General features: G+C 52.8%; 14 protein-coding genes and 1 pseudogene. 6 read left to right on the top strand and 9 right to left on the bottom strand.

What is annotated here, in order from left to right; genetic code table 11:
* A pseudogene (locus tag R3196_RS08200) lies at positions 1-488 on the top strand (aconitate hydratase); the annotation flags it as partial.
* A 74-nt stretch (positions 489-562) separates the two neighbouring features.
* Here the strand turns inward: R3196_RS08200 and R3196_RS08195 are convergent.
* The 3 genes from R3196_RS08195 to R3196_RS08185 all read right to left on the bottom strand — a co-directional run bounded on the left by R3196_RS08195 (position 563) and on the right by R3196_RS08185 (position 5,008).
* On the bottom strand, positions 563-3,811 hold the full coding sequence (locus tag R3196_RS08195; RefSeq protein WP_318936286.1) for a PDZ domain-containing protein: 3,249 nt from the start codon (positions 3,809-3,811) through the stop codon (positions 563-565).
* A gap of 76 nt (positions 3,812-3,887) precedes the next feature.
* Positions 3,888-4,601, bottom strand: coding sequence for an SDR family NAD(P)-dependent oxidoreductase (locus tag R3196_RS08190; RefSeq protein WP_318936285.1), 714 nt, complete (start codon positions 4,599-4,601; stop codon positions 3,888-3,890).
* Positions 4,598-5,008: a 2-amino-4-hydroxy-6-hydroxymethyldihydropteridine diphosphokinase gene (locus tag R3196_RS08185; protein ID WP_318936284.1), complete on the bottom strand. Its 411-nt coding sequence runs from the start codon at positions 5,006-5,008 to the stop codon at positions 4,598-4,600. The genes R3196_RS08190 and R3196_RS08185 overlap by 4 nt, the downstream gene beginning before the upstream one ends.
* A gap of 131 nt (positions 5,009-5,139) precedes the next feature.
* Here R3196_RS08185 and R3196_RS08180 point away from each other — a divergent pair, with 131 nt between their 5' ends.
* The 4 genes from R3196_RS08180 to asnB all read left to right on the top strand — a co-directional run bounded on the left by R3196_RS08180 (position 5,140) and on the right by asnB (position 10,273).
* Positions 5,140-5,613 carry a hypothetical protein gene (locus tag R3196_RS08180; RefSeq protein ID WP_318936283.1) on the top strand — a complete coding sequence of 158 codons (474 nt, stop codon included), beginning with the start codon at positions 5,140-5,142 and terminating at the stop codon, positions 5,611-5,613.
* Positions 5,606-7,042 (top strand): sodium:solute symporter family protein, encoded by a 1,437-nt coding sequence (locus tag R3196_RS08175; RefSeq protein ID WP_318936282.1) that lies wholly within the window; start codon positions 5,606-5,608, stop codon positions 7,040-7,042. The genes R3196_RS08180 and R3196_RS08175 overlap by 8 nt, the downstream gene beginning before the upstream one ends.
* Before the next feature lie 122 nt (positions 7,043-7,164).
* Positions 7,165-8,229: an aspartate carbamoyltransferase gene (locus tag R3196_RS08170; RefSeq protein ID WP_318936281.1), complete on the top strand. Its 1,065-nt coding sequence runs from the start codon at positions 7,165-7,167 to the stop codon at positions 8,227-8,229.
* 25 nt (positions 8,230-8,254) lie between these two features.
* Positions 8,255-10,273, top strand: a complete 2,019-nt coding sequence (gene asnB, locus R3196_RS08165; RefSeq protein ID WP_318936280.1) for an asparagine synthase (glutamine-hydrolyzing) — start codon at positions 8,255-8,257, stop codon at positions 10,271-10,273.
* A gap of 7 nt (positions 10,274-10,280) precedes the next feature.
* Here the strand turns inward: asnB and R3196_RS08160 are convergent, their stop codons facing one another.
* Positions 10,281-11,645, bottom strand: a complete 1,365-nt coding sequence (locus R3196_RS08160) for an alkaline phosphatase (protein ID WP_318936279.1) — start codon at positions 11,643-11,645, stop codon at positions 10,281-10,283.
* Positions 11,646-11,829: 184 nt separating this feature from the next.
* Here R3196_RS08160 and R3196_RS08155 point away from each other — a divergent pair, with 184 nt between their 5' ends.
* Entirely contained in the window at positions 11,830-12,294 is a 465-nt protein-coding gene (locus R3196_RS08155; RefSeq protein ID WP_318936278.1) for an Hsp20 family protein, read from the top strand.
* Positions 12,295-12,372: 78 nt separating this feature from the next.
* On the opposite strand, the gene R3196_RS08150 is transcribed toward R3196_RS08155, so the two are convergent.
* From R3196_RS08150 to R3196_RS08130, 5 genes are all read right to left on the bottom strand, one after another.
* Positions 12,373-13,215 carry a PDZ domain-containing protein gene (locus tag R3196_RS08150; RefSeq protein WP_318936277.1) on the bottom strand — a complete coding sequence of 281 codons (843 nt, stop codon included), beginning with the start codon at positions 13,213-13,215 and terminating at the stop codon, positions 12,373-12,375.
* Positions 13,212-13,586: a hypothetical protein gene (locus tag R3196_RS08145; protein WP_318936276.1), complete on the bottom strand. Its 375-nt coding sequence runs from the start codon at positions 13,584-13,586 to the stop codon at positions 13,212-13,214. Before R3196_RS08145 ends, R3196_RS08150 begins: the two co-directional genes overlap by 4 nt.
* The gene (locus R3196_RS08140) at positions 13,583-14,125 is read right to left on the bottom strand and encodes a sigma-70 family RNA polymerase sigma factor (RefSeq protein ID WP_318936275.1); all 543 of its coding nucleotides are present in this window, start codon (positions 14,123-14,125) and stop codon (positions 13,583-13,585) included. The genes R3196_RS08145 and R3196_RS08140 overlap by 4 nt, the downstream gene beginning before the upstream one ends.
* A 93-nt stretch (positions 14,126-14,218) precedes the next feature.
* Complete coding sequence (locus tag R3196_RS08135) at positions 14,219-16,015, bottom strand: ExeM/NucH family extracellular endonuclease (RefSeq protein ID WP_318936274.1); 1,797 nt, start codon at positions 16,013-16,015, stop codon at positions 14,219-14,221.
* A 17-nt stretch (positions 16,016-16,032) separates the two neighbouring features.
* A complete protein-coding gene (locus R3196_RS08130) occupies positions 16,033-17,109 on the bottom strand; it encodes a CsiV family protein (RefSeq protein ID WP_318936273.1) in 1,077 nt (358 codons plus the stop codon).
* Between the last annotated feature and the right edge of the window lies 1 nt (position 17,110).

Below are 17,110 nucleotides of genomic sequence, written 5' to 3'. Positions count from 1 at the left end.
TGGATGATGTCGAAGGCGGCTATACCTGCCATGTACCAAGCGGCGAACAAATGCCGATTTATGATGCTGCTATGAAGTACCAGAAAGAAGGTACGCCACTGGTGGTGTTTGCCGGTAAGGAATATGGTACCGGTTCCAGCCGTGACTGGGCTGCCAAAGGCACCAACTTGCTTGGCGTAAAAGCTGTTATTGCTGAAACCTTCGAGCGGATCCACCGTTCCAACCTGATTGGTATGGGCGTGTTGCCACTGCAGTTTGAAAGTGGTCAGGGGCCACAGGCACACAACTTAGATGGAACCGAGACAGTCAGTGTGCTGGGCATCGATGATAATCTGAAGCCTGGTCAGGAGCTAACAGTGAAAGCGGTGCGTGAAGATGGCTCTGAGGAAGAGTTCAAAGTGCGTTGCCGTATCGATACCAATACTGAGATGCAGTACTATCGCAGCGGCGGTATCCTGCACTATGTATTGCGGCAGATGATTGAATAATCGCTGTTAGTACATAATAAAAGGGCCGGTCAGGTGATTCCTGACCGGCCCTTTTTTATTTCTGAGCGAGCGCCCTACAGCCCGAGTTTCTCAGGCATTGGCGGTGCTTCGCTGTAATCTTTCGGTGGGTTCTGTTCCAGCTCGCGCAGGGTTTCCTGAACTGCACGTTCAAGCTGCGGGTCACGGCCCTTGTTCACTGCTACCGGATCCAGAATCACTTCGATATCCGGCGCTACGCCTTCATTTTCCACCCGCCACTCGCCATCAGGAGTATAGAAGCGGAAGAACGGCACCACGTGTGAACCGCCGTCAATCATCGCCGGGTTAGCCGAAATACCGATTAAGCCGCCCCAGGTGCGGGTACCGATGAGCTTGCCCAGCTCCAGCCGCTTGAACGCCCATGGCAGGAAGTCGCCACCGGAGCCGGCGTCCTGATCGATCAGCATGGTTTTGGGGCCGGTAATGACACCACCAGGAGTCGAGAAGGTTAAGCCATCGCGATCTTTCCAGCCCGCCAGGAACGGCCGAGCCAGAATTTCAGTAATGTAGTTCGCGGCCTGACCGCCACCATTTTTGCGCTCATCAATAATCAGCGCCGGCTTATCAACCTGGGCGAAAAACATGCGGTTGAAGAAGTAAAAGCCACCGTCCGCAGTATTGGGCAAGTACACATAAGCCACCCGGCCGTGGGTTTGCTCATTCACATAACGGCGGTTCGCTTCTACCCAGTCCCATAACCGCAGGGTGCTGTCGTTGGCGATAGGTTTCACCCGGATATCGCGGCTATTGGTGCCCTTAGCATTATCCGCAAGGGTGAGTACGACCTGTTTGCCTACGGTATTATCCAGCAGGGTGTAGATATTCTGACGGTCAGTCAGCTGCACGCCGTTGATAGCCAGAATAAAGTCACCGGCCCGGGCAGCGGCGCCTGGCACTGCCAGCGGCGCTTCCAGATATGGGCTCCAGACATCACCGGTATAAACTTTCTTAAGCTGATAACGGTTGTCTGTAATCACGAAGTCCGCACCCAGCAGACCCATGTTGGTGCCGCTGTCGCGGTATATATCGCCACCGCCGATACGGTTATGGCCAACCTGCAGTTCCGCGATCATCTCAACCATAACGTCGTTGAGGTCTTCGCGGCGCTGCACGTGTTTCAGCATGGGCAGGTACTTATCATAGATAGCGGCCCAGTCGATGCCATGCATATCAGGATCATAGAAATATTCTTTCTGCATGCGCCAGGCATCATCAAAGATTTGCTGCCACTCGCTGGCGGGATCGATAAAGCTGCGTACCTGGCTTAAATCCAGCGGCTTCGCTTCGGTTTTAGCTTTGGCGTCGCCAATCCGGATCTGGTTTGGTGCGGCGAACAGCAGGATCTTTTTACCGTCGGGGCTGATGGTGAAGCCTGCCAGGTCTTCTTCCACCACCGCACTCTTGCGTTCGCTAAAGTCGAAGCGATGTAAGGTCGACGCGTTGCGGGTATTGGTGCCCGGTAGTTCAGTGCTGACGCCTGGCTGGGGGCGCTCAAGATAGAACAGCGCGCCATCGTGGGCAACGGCCAGGCTGTCATAGTTACGCTCCGGAATCGGTAAGCCGACAACCCGGTCGATTAGCCCCGCAAAATCCACGGTGACTTTAACCGGCGCATCGGATTTTTTCTCCTCGTCCGCTGGTTTGGCTTTATCTTTGACTTCTTCGTCACCACTTTTTGGCAGCATAGGCGACTGTCCGTCCGCGGCCAGCACCATGGCGTAGATGCCTTTACGCACGGGTCGCTCGCGGGTTGATAAATCCAGACCGACCTGCGACGGACCGGTATTCACCGAGGCGGTGAAATAGAGGTAATCCTTGCTGAATACCGGGTGATCGGTGTACCCCATGCCATCCGTTACGGTATAGGTTTGGCCGTTGTCAAAATCATGAATTTTGATCTGACTAAAATAATTGCTGCCGACCCAGGTATAAGCCAGATAGCGGCTGTCTGGCGAGAACGCCACATTAAAGCCTGAACGACGTAACGAAGTGTCCAGTTTGTGGCTGGATTTTTTAGTGAGGTCAAACACATAGATATTCAGGTGGTTATCCTGATAGACCAGGCGATTATCGTCAGGCGACCAGCTCAGTAAATTGAAATAGCCGGTATCGCCAAGCGGGAAAATTTCCGGCTCACTGAGACCGTCCTGCGGCGCTAATACCAACTGATGTTTGTTGCCCTGATCAGTAATGTAGGCGACCTGACTGCCATCATGGCTCCAGAGGCCGTCAAATTCACGTACGCCCGAGCTTCGGGTCAGGTTGCGGGTGGAGCCATCTTTTACCGGTACGGTAAAAATATCACCACGGGCGCTGACAATCACTCGTTGCCCGGTCGAAGACAGTTCCGCTGACGTGAGCGTTTTACTTGCGTCTTTCCATTGCGGCCGGCGCTGCTCTGACTGCGTGGTCAGGCTTACGCTAAGCTTGTCGGCCTGGCCGGTCGCAGTATCAAACTCATATAAATAGCCGCCTGACTCGTACACGATGGCATTGTCGTGGCCATTGGCGCTACGCAGATCCCAGTCGGTATGATTGGTCAACTGCTCAACCTGCTGGTTGTTATAACGGAATAAGTTAACGGCTACATCGTCTCGATCGGACAGGAAATACACGCTGTCGCCCAGCCAGAACGGATTGAAATCATTGGCATTCGGATGGGGTATTTTTTCCAGCTGTTGTTGTTCAAGATCCAGGATCCAGACCGGCGGGGTACTGCCGCCACGATGCAGACGCCAGCCACTGGCACCGCTGTAAGCCATATTGTTAGGGCGATAGGCGAGTTTTTTGCCGTCTTCAGAAAGCTGACCTTCGTAGGCAACGGCTTCCATTAGCTTCTGCGGATAACCGCCACTGACAGGGATCTGATAAAGCTGATTGCTGCGGCTGTTGCGGATCTCCCGGTTGGAGGCAAACAGCACTTTAGTGCCGTCCGGACTCCAGCCGTTCACCGTATCGGCGTTTGGATGCCAGGTAAGCCGCGCTGGCTGGCCGCCGGACACGGGGACAATGTAGACATCGGTATTATTGTCGTAGGTAGCGGAGAAAGCGACCCAGTTGCCGTCGGGTGAAAATGACGGTGCGAACTCACTGGCCGGGTGGCTGGTCAGCTGCCGCGGATTGTTGCCGTCGCGGTCAGCAATCCAGATATCGCCGCCATACACAAAGGTCAGGTGATCAGCGGAAATATCCGGTTGCCGTAGTAAGCGGGTATCTTCAGCGACTGCTGCAGCCGAAACCAGGCAGAGGCTGCAAAGCAGCCAGAGGGGGCGAAAGGTTGCCATGACTGTTCCTTAATGAAAAGAGAGGGTTAAACAGTAATAGCACAGACGCCTAAAAAGCGCATATGGATAATTGCAACTAAATGTTCAGGGCCCGGCCGCCGTCCACTTTGATCGATTCGCCCGTAAGAAAGGGGTTATCGCGCAGAAAGCAGACGGTATCAATCATCGGCTCTAAACCACCTTCAATTTGCAGTGGGGTTTGCGCAAGCACTTTTTTGCGGTGTTCGGAATCGTGCTCAGGTAAAAACAGAATAGGGCCTGGCTGAATTGCATTAACGCGGATATCCGGTGCCAGATGTTTGGCAAAAGCTTTAGTCAGGCTGGCCAGTCCAGCTTTGGCGGCGCAGTATGCAATATGCTCTACTGCCGGGCTGTCTACGTAAATGTCGGTAATATTGATAACCAGCCCATTGTCAGACGCTTTTAATTCATCTGCCAGGCCCTTTATCAGTAAATAGGGAGCCATCGCATGAACCTGAAACACCGCTTCAAGTTTTACCAGCTCGTGATCCACAGTGGCGTTGTCGAAAAAGCTGGAGGCGTTATTCACAAGTAAATCAAGGTGCCCGGTTTTAGCTTTAATATCCTGCACCATGCGTTCGACTTCGCGTAAGTTAGCGAAATCGGCTTGGATGCGCTCGGCACCGAGTGACTCAAGTTCGCGCACGCCGTCTTCAGAGCTGCGATAGTGGGCAAACACGCGGTACCCGTCGCCAAGCAGTGCTTTCGCCAGTTCATAGCCGAAGCGGCGGCCAGCGCCGGTAATTAGTGCAACGGGTTGAGTACTCATGCGAAATGCTCTCCTTGTAAAGAAAATTGATAGAGCGGATCGGCAACCCCGGAGAGATAAGCCGGAACTTGCTGCCAGACGCGCTCGGTATCAGCACCGTTTAAATCACCAATAATATCGATATCCATCGGGCGATCTTTCTGGCTGCTCTGTGGATCAGAACGATCCCGTCCCAATGTTGCCTCAATTTGATTAAAGCGCTGCTTCAGTTCCTCGGCGTCGTAGTCGGTTTGCAGTAAAAACAAGGCGTTGAGGAAGTCTCTGCTGGTTTCTATCGCCACCGGCTCAGTATAAATTGACCGGGAATAGTGGGCAGTGCCGAGGTCGCTAATCAGCTCCCGCGCAGCAGCAAAATGCTGCTCAGGCCGAATATTCGCCCCCATGCTACAAAGAAATAAATGACTCATGTACTTCGCCTCGTTAGCTTCTGTCTGTCAGCATACCCTGATACGCCAAACCGCAAAAGACGGATCCCTGCGAGTTGAAATGATATGGCGGGCTTGCTAGCCTAAAGGCTATCTCGTTACAGGAAGGAAACGTGCCCGAACCGATCAGGCTGGTAACTTACACTGCTCTGGTTTTTTTACTCACGCTTGCGGCGAGGCCTTCCCTTGCGTACTCAACGGCACAAACAGTCGAACAGCTCAAACCATCCGCAGAATATGTTCTTGGCGGCCCTGAAGCAACAGTGCGCGAAGGTTACTTCATTCTGTCGCTTGATAACCCGCCCACCGGTGACGTTACTATTCAGCAATCCGCAGACACCGATTTTTCAAGTGTTACCGCCGAGTTTAACTGGTTTGGCGACTTTAGTGCGACCACTTTAAGCGGCTTTGCCGACGGTACCTACTATTTCCGCCTGAATACGCCCGAGGGCTTCAGTAATGTTATTCAGGTCGAGGTACTTCATTATCCGCTATGGCAGGCCTTCAGCTTGTTTTTTGCCGGTCTGTTGCTGTTTTTAATTCTGGTTTTACTGATTGTGCGAATGCACTGGGTGACAGATGACTGAAACAACCGAATTTGCGCTGAATAGTTCGCTTGGTCTGACGTTGGTGGTGCTGTTTGGCATTGCCTGGATCATTTTCGGCTGGTACCTGGGACGCGCCAATAAAACCCATGAAGACTTCGCGCTGGCGGGACGTAACGTTGGTTTAGCGCTAGCCTCAGCCACCGCTATGGCGACCTGGGTGACCAGCAACACGACTTTGGTGGCCCCCCAGCTGACCTATCAGTTCGGTATCTGGGGTATGGTGGGGTATTCCTTCGCGGCGCTGGGACTGATCTTGTTCGCGCCGCTTGCGGCACGCATCAAGAAGCTCATGCCCAATGGTTACACGTCTGGCGACTTTATTCGCCTGCGTTACGGTCAGCTGGCCTGGTGGGCCTTTATCATCATCTCAATAATTTATGCTTTTGGCTGGTTGATCAGCCTGGGCATGGCCGGCGGTATTTTGCTCCAGGCATTGAGCGGTCTTGATTATCACATAGGCATGACCGCGATTCTGATCATATGTGTCGGCTACACTTTGTTCGGCGGCTTACGGGCTGTTATTGCAACGGATTTTATTCAGGCACTGATTATCATAGTCGGGGTCGTTTTTATCGCCTGGTATCTGATTGACACAGTCAGCCTGGAAAGCATTCACCAGGAAGTCAGTAGCAATCATCCTCAGTTACTGGATTTGCTGTTTCCGGCAGCGATTATGTTCTTGTTCAACAACGTATTCTTCGGTCTTGGCGAAATATTCCATTCAAATGTCTGGTGGTCCCGGGCGCTTGCTTTTAAAGGTAAAGTGGCCTTTAAGGCGTTCCTGCTTGGTGGATTGTTATGGCTGCCGATCCCCATAGTCACGGGTTTTATCGCGCTGGCAGCGCCGCAGTTAGGGATATTTCCGCCTAGCGCGGATATGGTCGGCCCAATGGTAGCCGCCGAAGTGTTAGGCAAAGCGGGCGCGATTATCGTCTTTATTGTGGTGTTTTCGGCGCTGGCATCCAGTCTCGATTCCTTGCTGGCGGCAACTTCAGATTTAATTACCCGGGATATCTATCATAAAAAGATTAATAAACAGGCTAGCGATAAGCATCTGATGCGCTTTAACGGTTACAGCATTATCGGGCTTGGTGTACTGACCTGGCTGATTTGCCTGCCGCAGTTAGCCACTCTGGGGGCTTTACTGAACTTCGCCGGAGCCTTCGTGGCGAGCACAATCTTCCCGGTCGTGCTAGGGTTATATCAACCCCGCTTACGCGGTGGCTATGCAGCAGCGGCAATGGTCGTGGGTACCTTAAGCGGTTTAGCCGGCTACTTCCTAGTTGGCTTTTATGTTGCGGCACTGGTGTCCTGTCTGGTTTCGGCAATTATTTGCGCAATCGGGGTATGGCGCTGTCGCACTGTGTTCGACTGGCAGCAAATGCAAGAACAGGAGAGTAACGCATGATCAGTCTGGATGCGTTTAGTACGCTGATAATGGCCTGTTTGCTGTTAACCGCCTGTGCGCCACTGATCCTGGTGGTGCTCTGGGTAAAAGATTTTCTTTCTAAACAATTATGGTAACTCAGTATGAATGTAAATGACGTTTCGTTTGAACGTGAACGTCCTGATGTGTATGGAGACGCACACCCTAAAGCGTTGCTTAGGGCTATTCAGGAAGACGGTGACTATCTGGTCAAGTTATCAGCGCAGCATATTATTGCCGCCGATCAGCTTGATCCGGAAACGATGAAGCAACTGTTCCGACTGGCGGCGAAAATCGAAAGTAATCCGCGGCGTTTCAGCTCGCCCTTACAGGGGAAAATACTGATCAGCGCATTTTACGAGCCCAGTACCCGTACCCGATTGTCGTTCGAGAGCGCCTGGCACCGCCTTGGTGGCGATATTATGTCGATTACCGACCGTTCTACCACCGGGCTGGCGAAAGGCGAGTGTCTGTCTGATGTCGCTGAGATGTTTAATAATTACGGCGATTGCGTGGTATTGCGCGACAACAATGAGTCCTCCATTTATGAAACCATGGACTCACTGCGCATCCCTATTGTGAATGCCGGTAATGGCCTGGACGAGCATCCGACTCAGGCAATGGCTGACATGTATGCTATTTTTAAATGGAAGCCAGAGTTGGTGCAGGATAAACCGGAGAATCCAATACGGGTAGGTATTATCGGTGTTCCGAATAAGATGCGAACGGTTCGCAGCCTGCTCAAATGCATGTCGCTGTTTCCGAATATGGCGTCAGAAGTGGTCATTATTCACGACGAAACCAGCGAGGCAGACTTGTTTGGCGAAGGTCAGCGTGAGGAACTTGAGAGTCGCGGCCTGAAAATTACGCTGACAGAAAGTATGGAAGACGTGTTGCCAACCCTTGATGTGATTTACATCAATGCCATTTCGTGGGAAGGCGATACCTTCAACCGCTATGGCAATAAGTTTCAACTGTCCGCCAGCTCAAACCTGAAGCCCGATGCGATTATTCTGCATCCGCTGGCGCGTGGTGAAGAGCTGAGTACCGATCTGGATCACACTTCGCATAACTGGTATTTCAGCCAGGCCCGCGGTGCGGTATTTGTCCGCATGGCCCTGCTAACCTGCATGGTAGAGCGTGCTGAACGTGTGATCGATGTAGTATGAATCGACTATAAGGAATTGAACAACTATGTGTGGTATTGGAGGAGTTTTTAATCAACAGGCGAACAATCAGCCTGATCCGCAAACCCTGGTTAATATGGCCGCCATTATGCATCATCGCGGTCCGGACGGCTTTGGTTATCAGATTATTGATGATACCGGCGTCGGTTTCAGCCACGCTCGCCTGACCATTATTGATTTGAATGAAGCCCGCGGTAAACAGCCGTTTTTATCTGACGACAGCAACCTGATGATGGTGCATAACGGTGAGTTTTATGATTTTAAACGCATCCGTGCTGATCTGACCGCACGCGGTGCGCGCTTTCGCAGTAAATCTGACTCAGAAATTGTACTGCATTTATTTGAACGCGAAGGCCTCGAAGAGACGCTGAAAGAATTGCGTGGCGAATTTGCATTCGCTCTGTACGAAAAATCAGAGGACGCGCTATATCTGGTGCGCGATCGTTTCGGTATTAAGCCACTGTATTACACGGAAACCGATGAAGGTGTGGTGTTTGGCTCAGAGCTTAAGGTCATCTTTGCCCATCCGTCGGTTAAACGTGAGTTTTCCAGCGAGGGCCTTTATCACCAGCTGATTCAGGTAATGGTACCAGGCAGTACCGCCTTTAAAGGAGTCAAGCAGGTGGCGCCTGGACACGTTGTTAAAGTACAGCGTCGCGACGGCAAGCTGGAGTTGAGCGAGCACAAATACTGGGATGTAAACTTTCCGCAGGAGCATGAATATCCTGGTGACGAAGTTGACGAGCAGATCTATATTGATGGCGTGCGCAAGCATCTGCTGGAAGCGGTACAGCACCGCCTGACCGCGGATGTGCCGGTGGGCTGTTATCTGTCGGGTGGTATCGATTCCTGTGCGATTCTGGGGCTGTCAGCCGCGGCCACCCAGACCTCGGTGAAGGCCTTTACTATTGGCTTTGACTCGGATGAATATGATGAGACCGTGATTGCCCAGGAAATGGCCGAAGCCACGGATTCTGACCACCACATTATGCGACTTAAAGCCGAGGATCTGTATGACCATTTCGTCAAAACCATCTGGCATACTGAGCGCACCATCTATAATACCCTGGGCGTCGCCAAATATCTGATGAGCCAACAGGTGCATCAGGTTGGTTACAAGGTTGTTTTAACCGGTGAAGGCTCGGATGAACTGTTTGCGGGTTATCCGGCGTTCCGTAAGGATATGTTCCTGCATGGCCTGGATCACTTACCGGAAGGTGAGCGCAAAGACTGGCAGTCACTACTCGAGAAGAACAACAAGCTGTTTAAAGGCGCGATGTTGGCGCGCGAAGAGTTTGTCAGCCCGGCGTTTAATGCCAAAATGGGTTTCACTCCAAGCTGTGTGCAGCCCTGGTTGTCCTGCGCGGATACGGCGCTGCCGTTAATTGCTGAAGATCGCCGTAAAGAAGTACAGGAGTACGATCCGGGTAAAGCTATCGCTGAAACCCTTGATGAGAAGATGCTCAACGGCCGGCACCCGCTTGACCGGGCCCAGTATGTGTGGATTAAGACCATGCTGGAAGGGCAGATCCTGACCTGGGGCGGCGACCGCGTTGATATGGCCAACTCTATGGAAGCACGGCCACCATTCCTTGATCACCACTTAGCGGAATATGCTTTCACCGTGCCACCGCACCTGCGGATCAAGGGCAACAAGGAAAAGTATGTTTTGCGCGAAGCGATGAAAGGTTTGTTGCCGGAGACCTTGTATAAACGTGAGAAGTTCGCCTTTATGGCGCCGCCGGCTCACACCGATCCGGAAAAATGGAAAGCGCTGATGAAATTGGCGGATCTGTTCTTGTCAGAAGAAGCGGTGAAAGAGGCCGGTCTGCTGGATTATGCGCAGGTTAAACTGACCTTTGAGAAGCATGAAACCCCGGGTGTGCCTATTGATGAAAAAGTGCAGCTGGATGCTGTTATCAACCACATGCTGGGTGTGCAGATCATGCATCATCACTTTGTCAAAACTGATGTCCCAGCCATGGCGCGTAAACGCGCCGATGAGCTGGGCTGGCATGTGGCTTAAGCCGTTGTTAACGGATTAGTTTAAGCAGGGCTTTACCAATGTCGGTATTGTCCTGATAGCCACGGAAGGCTTCTGAACCCGGGCCGATAGCCATCACGGGCACATCGACTGCAGTGTGTCCGCTGGTGGTCCAGCCGGTGCGGGTATGGCTACTGATTATCGGTACAATAGCGCTACGGATAGCTTTTTGCCGGTCTCTGCCTTTCGCTTCTGCCGGAACTTCCACTGCAGCGATGCGGTGCCACTCTTCTTCTGTTAACTCAAGATTCAGCCGTGGCTGCAGGTATTCGCGCCACTGATTTCGCGGCAGTTCAAGTAACTCACGAGTCATCACTTCAAGCGACGCGGTTATACCCATAACCTTCTGCGAGTACCAGGCATATTCGCCTCCTTGCCCAAGTGTCAGCCCGCCAGTTGAATGATCTGCGGTTATTACAATCAGGGTGTTGGGGTGTTCTTTCTGATAAGCCAGTACCACATCGAGCGCCTGAGCAAAGTCTTTCATTTCATGCACCGCACAGGCGATGTCATTGGCATGGCCACACCAATCAATCTGGCTGCCTTCTACCATCAAAGCGAAGGGCTGCTGTTGTTGCTGCTGCTTTGCGGTCAGTAACCGCAGCGCGGTTTGAGTCATGCTGGCCAGCCGCGGCTGATCATCAATAGCGGCTGGTAGCGCCTCCGCCGCAAACAGGCCCAGAACCGGGGTTGTGGTGGTTGTTGTTAACTGATCAAATTCCGTGATGACCGTCATGCCCTGTTGTTGCAGCTCGGGCAGCCAGTTTTTATCATCGCGACTGAAATAGCGATAGCCCCCACCCAGAAGTACATCAAAGCGCCAGACGCCGGGTTGCAACGGCGTCGCCAGTGAATCGGCTATAGCCTCATACATTTTGCGTGACGGATGATGAGTAAAAAATGACGCCGGAGTAGCGTGATTAACATGCACGGTCGAGATTGCACCGGTATACCAGCCCTGGGATCGGGCCCGTTCCATCATATTTTGCTGGGGATGCTTGTTCGCGTCAATGCCGATGGCGCCATTGTAACTTTTTACGCCGGTTGCCAGAGCCGTTGCACTCGCAGCTGAATCGGTAACCCAGGTGTCATCGTCCGGATACGTGGTGGCAGCGCCGAGCAGCAGGTCGTCAAAAGGGGTCGGGGCAAGCGTGCCGGCACCAGGCTCACTCATGGCATAGCGGTAAGCCGAAATATATTCAAAACCCATACCGTCGCCAATCATGAAGATGATATTAGGTGGGGTCGTGTTTTGTTGTTGTCCGGCCTGGTCGGCGGATTGAGTACAGCCAGCGAGAATGAAGCTAATCGCAAAAATGATCCGAAACGGAGTCAGGAACTTCAGGGACAACATATTTCTATCCTGTTGGTGTCACAATAATCGGCGCGGATAATAACATACCGGTATGTTTTTTTTGTGACAAAAATTTTTAGAAGCGGACTTGAAATTCGTTTTGCGGATCTTATATAGATTTTGACCGCGGTGTCTCAAAGAGAGCTGCGGCATTAACTAACATTGCTTCTTCAGGAGAATGATTATGGCTACTATTGATTTATCCCCATTATATCGCAGCAGTATTGGCTTCGACCGTATGGCACGGCTGTTAGACGCAGCAATGCGTAGTGACGGTAACGGTGCTGGCGGTTACCCTCCGTATAACATTGCCGTGGTGGGCGAGAACCGTTATGCGATTACCCTGGCGGTGGCCGGCTTTGATGAAGACGAGCTGGAACTGGAAGTCGAAAACAACATACTGAAAGTTCAGGGTAAAAAAGCGGACGACTCAGAGCAGGGTGAATACCTGCATAAAGGCATCGCATTCCGTAGTTTTGAGCGCAAATTCAATCTGGCTGATCACGTTGAAGTGATTGGTGCTGAGTTGCGTAACGGCTTGCTGACGGTTGGCCTGGAAAAAGTGGTGCCGGAGGCGATGAAACCAAAGCGCATTGAAATCGGTAAATCACTGAACCTGCTGGAAGGCGCGAATAAGAAAAGCGCCTGATAAAGACTAAGCGTAAATAGTAAAAGGCAGCCTTGATGGCTGCCTTTTTGGTTGTAGTATCTGAGTTATTAACGGGGCTTATTCAACCGTACATTCCTGCTCGGTAACTTTCCAGACAATCGGTTCCCAATAGCCTTGGTTGATACGATCAAAGCGTTGTTCACGAATAAAATGTGCCGCGATGTAGTAAGTGGTATTTGGCTCTACGGTTAGCTGCAATTCTTTTTCTTTGTCCAGACTCTGGCTGCGACGTACGCTCCGATCATCAATGAGTTCGTGCACGCCGATGGTGTGCTCTCCTGCGCTTAGTACAACATTCGGGTTACGTACCCGCACGGATTCGCCGTCGACGCTGTTGATGAAAGCGGGGTAGTAGTCACGGGTCACCGGTGGGGTAAAGAATACGCTGACCCGGCCACAGCCTTCGCTGTCTATGGTGCCAACCTGTTGCTCATCCATTGCGACATCCACTTCTAAACGCCAGCCCGGAATCACCGTTGCTTTAGCTTCTCCGGCGAACTGTCGCTCGCTGCCAGCACGTTCTACAGTTACCGTGAAGGCTTCGCCATGCTGCAGGCTATCAAGCGGCGCGAGCATCTCATTAAGTGAGTTTCCGGCTACCTTATTGCCATTAACCTTGAGCAGTTTATCACCGGGCTGTATGCCCATATTAGCCGCTACTGAGCCAGCGCGAACCGAGACGATTTCACCGTCGGGACGCACAATGCCGCCCCAGTTAAAATAGCTCCGGGCTGGTTCTTCATAGCTGACTTTGTCTTTCTTGCCGCTGGCTTTAGCCGCTTCTACTGCTGCTGCGCGCGCCAGTTCACGGGCCTGGTCTTGCTGAGCCGAGGCCTGCATAGAAGTCATCATCAGGGCGCTGCTCATGGCTAAAGCCAGAAACTTAACTGACGTTTTCATAGCTGATACTCCTGTATTTGATCTGCAGCGGCAGCCTTTCGCTGTTGCCACAGAGAGTTAATATGCTGCTGATCAGCACTGATTAAGTAGGCTTGCTGTAATTGCCTGTCAATGGCATCAAGCTGGTAATTGTCTGCTAATAACATGGGCGGTTGAGCAACATCGGGGGCGGTAGCCGGAACCAGCCAGAACCAGCCGATGGCCGCAGCTAACGCGCCAGGTGCCAGCCACCGCCATGCAGAGGGCTGCTGACGAGCTGGTAGCCAGCCTCCTTGCCACTCCAGCGGCTTATCGGCAGCTTCCTGGTTAGCCCATTGCTGCAGACGCTGCTTAAGCTGCTGTTCAGCGGGTGTCAGGTGACTCTCACTCATGTATTACTCCGTTGTTTCAATTTTTGCAAAGCCCTGTGGTAGCGCTGCCTTACGGTTGCCGCAGGCAGCCCCAGTAACTCTGCCAGTTCAGTATGATTGTATTCCTCAACCAGATAGAGCCATACCAGCTGCCGTTCATGGTCATCAAGTATGCTTAGCAGCTGCTCAATATCATCTTGCTGGGTGAGCCAGTCGGTCTGACTCAGCCAGTCCCGGGCGTCTGGCTCGGGCATCGCTTCAGGCTCCGACACCACCAACTGCGGGCGGCGAAAATGTGCCAGTGCCGTGCGTATGGTCAACTGTTTCAGCCAGCCGCCAATGGCAGCGGGTTCCCGCAGTTGAGGAAGTTTGTCAAAGGCCTGGATAAAGACATCCTGAGCGAGGTCGCGCGCCAGTTCACTATCGCGGCAAAGGCCGGTCAGTGAACTCAGTACTGCGCGCTGAAACGTTTCAAACAGCTGCCGCTGCGCGTCGCGGCGACCCTGCTGGGCACGCCGGACAATGTCAGTATCAAGGGCTGTTCCAAAACCTGTAGTCAAAAGATGTCGTCCTTAGGCTGTTTAGTACTGCTTACTATAGCTAAGATGCCCCAGCGACGACGAATGTGACAAGAGGACGGCAATTAATTCAAATCAAAAGCGAATATCCGCATAGACCGGGTCGTGGTCAGACGAACGATACGGATTTGGTGCGTACCAGTCAGGATGCTCATCACCATACTGATATTGCAGCGCCGTAGGTTCGTCTGCATTTATCGACCAGTTCTGTTGCAGCAAGACGCGATCCTTCAAAGCGTCTGAGACCAGCAAGTGGTCAAGGCTGCCTGCCTGGCCATCATACACGTATGAATAGCCGCCGGGTTCGAAGGATTCAACCAGGTTATGGTAGCCGCGGGCGAGCATCGTCTGGATCGGATCTTCCATGGCATAAGCGTTAAAATCGCCCAGTAAAATGCGTGCCGGGTGAGCGCCTAGCTCTGGGTGGCCGGCAATGAAATCAGTCAGCAATTGTGCCGATTCAACCCGAACCGCGTTCCAGCATGCCTGGCCATCACCCTGACGGGCGTTAAGGTTGCCGTCGTCTCTGGGACAGGAACCTTTTGATTTAAAGTGGTTGACGGCGACGACCAGGGTTTCCGTGCCAGTTACCCGCTTAAAGCCCTGAATCATGGGTAAGCGACTGCGGTTAAGGAACGGTCCCTGACGCACGGTAAACATGTCACCCACTGGGGTGATACGGTCAGCGCGGTAGATTAACCCGTTAGTAATAGCATCGCCGCCAAAACGCCCGTCGTCGCCACTGGCTGCTGCGTTAATAAACTGCCAGGGAGCGCCGCTGGCTTCGCGTAAGGCGGTAACGAGCTGGTGAATGGCGCTGTGCTCATCAAAGCCATCGTTCTCAATTTCCATCAGACCAATGATATCGGCATTGAGGGCTGTCAATGCCGCCAGGATCTTATGATGTTGACGTTCGAAGGCCGCCGCAGTTTTAGCGCCGCGTTCGGTGGGGAAGGTTTTATCGACGCCCTCGCCGTTAAAGTAATTCAGCACGTTAAAGGCGGCAACCCGAACGCTGTCGGCGGCAGCAGCAGCCGGAGCAGGGGGCCGCGGGTTAGTTGTTTTTACCCGGACTGCTGTGGTCGGCTGCAGACGGTAATCACCATCGAACTCACTCAGAATGCCGGTTACCGGTTCAATAGTGTCGCCACTGCGCAGGGTATTGTTGGCGGCCAGAGCAGGAGCAGGATAAATCACTTCGGCTGGATTAGGGCTGCGGTTATCGTCAACAGTCAGCCGCATCAGACGGTAGCGAGCGGCTAATTCGACAGCATCGCTGCCTGGCGCGGCCACTTGAGTTGGCGTATACATCCGGATGGGCGCGACCTGGAACTGTCCATGTCGGGCCAGTTGGTAATGGCCGTTTACGACCAGGTTCTGCGGTACGGTTACCAGCACGCCTTCTAGTGCTTCAAACTGTTCAGTATCTGCCACGGGCAGTTCAAGCCGGACCGGTGCAGGTATAGCCGCGGTGCCACAATACTGAAGCTGGGAAACAGAGGTTAACTGGGTTTGCTGATTAATTTCTGCCACTACTCCCTGTACCAGGACTTCATCACCAGCTTTGACCTGATGCTCCGCCGCTGTGGTCGCTACGAAGACGCCACTTGGGCGGGCACCATCTGCGCTGGCAAGATTACTGAGATAAAATCCCCCGAGCTCCCCAGCGCTCTGAAAGCTGGCGGTCACTACGCCGCGAACTGCTACAGATTGCCCGGCAAAAGGTGAAGCCGCTGCCGGGCCCTGAATATCAGTTAAAGTGTGGTCGCCAGCACCACAGTTAACTACAGGATCGGGGGCCTGACAGGCAGCCAAACCGAGCACGGTAACCAGAGAGAGACCTAGTTTAATAAAGCCGCGACAATTCATCATATTGGGTTCCAGTAATTTTAGCGCTTAGCAGATAGATCAGTGCGACGAATTTGTACTATCACACCGAGCTTAGGATGATCGAAGTAATGGGTTTCATGGGAGATAACACGACGTAACTGATTCATTTTATAGCGACGTAAAAAGCGCTGCGGACCTTTATTTACCAATGCATGAGTCGCCTGTTTAGCTAAACTGGTGGTGCTGAACTGAACAAGCTGGGGATCACGGAGTTCCAGTTGGCTTTCAATGTGCAGGTAATTGCCGACCAAATAAATATGGAGCGCGCCATCCAGTTCCCAAACTGATTCGAACGGTTCTCCCGGCGCCCGGGGCGACAGCAGCAGCGGGGGAGTGGGGGTAGCATCAGGTTTGACACTGAAGTTCAGTTCGCCGGCTTCCGTCAGCTTCAGAAGTTCTGGCAGCGGATTGGCCGGAATGATTTGCTGATCTTCAGGATCAGGCACTTCATAGCCCGACGGTAAAAACTCATGGCCATAGTTACGGCCACCGTACAGGCGGAACTGATAGTTTCGATTACGGTTAAAAACCGGTTGGCGGTAGGTAACATGCAGCAAGGGCTGTCCGACGTTGCGCTGAATAAGCTGCTGGCGCATGGTCGCCAGTTCATGGCTCGCGGCGGTCATCAGAAACGGACGATTTGCGGTCTGGATATTACCACCGGCACCGTCGATAACCGTCGCCGGAGCCCGCTGCAATAGTGCTAATAAGCGGTCAGCCTTATACCAGTCCAAAGTTTGTGTAGGTTCAACCTCTTCGGGGCGATGACACATCCACTGTAAGCTATCTTCCTGCAACAGCAGATCGTTTTCATCGGGTTCGCACGGCGGTGTCGCGGTGATAAAGCTAAGGAAATCAGGCGCGTAATAAGGCGTCAGCAGATCGCGGGTGGTCCCGGTTACCTGGCCAGGTCCCTGCCAGTCAAATTCTTCAGCCGGGCCCGCATTGGCCTGATGCCTGAAGATTAATACCTCTACCTCGAACCAGCGCCATTTATCGGGATCAGACTGAGCCAGGGCGTTACCAGCGATAGTTGCCAGCAGTGCGGCTGTCAGTAAACGACAGAACCTTGCCATA

Origin of the sequence: Pseudidiomarina sp. (assembly GCF_033722695.1) — a bacterium.
GTDB lineage: Bacteria > Pseudomonadota > Gammaproteobacteria > Enterobacterales > Alteromonadaceae > Pseudidiomarina.
Note: the sequence above shows the minus strand (reverse complement) of the source record. Positions and strands in the feature narration are given on the sequence as shown.